This is a genomic window from Pseudomonas sp. NPDC087614 (genome assembly GCF_044743485.1).
In the GTDB taxonomy this organism is placed as follows: Bacteria; Pseudomonadota; Gammaproteobacteria; order Pseudomonadales; family Pseudomonadaceae; genus Aquipseudomonas; species Aquipseudomonas baetica_A.
In genome coordinates this window covers 1,808-2,556 of the sequence record NZ_JBIUWN010000169.1, presented here as the reverse complement: position 1 = coordinate 2,556, position 749 = coordinate 1,808, and the positions used below count along the sequence as shown (strand labels likewise).

The window sequence follows — 749 nt, the reverse complement described above, 5'->3', positions numbered from 1 at the left end:
TGCACCACAACCAACCCCTCAACCCCACGTCCCTGATTTTTGGGTGGGCCCCGTACTTGCCGCCAACCTAAACTTGCAGGACGTGCGTGATCAGGGTTTCGATGTGCTGCAGCGTGCGTTCTTTGGGCGGCGGCGTGGTCAGCGGGTGATCCGCCTTGTACGGGCCTTCCGGCATGTTGCGCATGCACTGGTCGATGATCTTGATGCTTTGGCGCATCTCTTCGACGCGGACCATGCAGCGATCATAGGCATCGCCATTGGCCGCCAGCGGCACTTCGAACTCGAAGTTTTCGTAGCCGGAGTATGGACGCGCTTTACGCAGGTCGAAGTCGCAACCGGTCGAACGCAGGCCCGCACCGGTGACGCCCCATTCCAGGGCTTCTTTGGTGTTGTACTGGGCAACGCCGATGGTACGACCTTTGAGGATGCTGTTCTGCAGTGCCGCCTTGGTGTATTCGTCGAGGCGTTTTGGCAGCCATTCAACGAAATCTTTCACCAGTTTTTCCCAGCCGCGTGGCAGGTCGTGTGCGACGCCGCCGATGCGGTACCAGGCCGGGTGCAGACGGAAACCGGTAATGGCTTCAATCACCGTGTAAGCCTTCTGGCGGTCGGTGAAGGTGAAGAACACCGGGGTCATCGCACCAACGTCCTGGATGTAAGTACCCAGGAACAGCAGGTGGCTGGTGATCCGGAAGAACTCGGCCATCATGATGCGGATGACGTCGACCTTCTCTGGCACCTTGATGCCG

General features: G+C 59.3%; 1 pseudogene. It reads right to left on the bottom strand.

The annotated features are described in order from the left end of the window. Nucleotides 1–70: 70 nt before the first annotated feature. Nucleotides 71–749: pseudogene (locus ACIOWA_RS27795) on the bottom strand (NADH-quinone oxidoreductase subunit C/D); the annotation flags it as partial.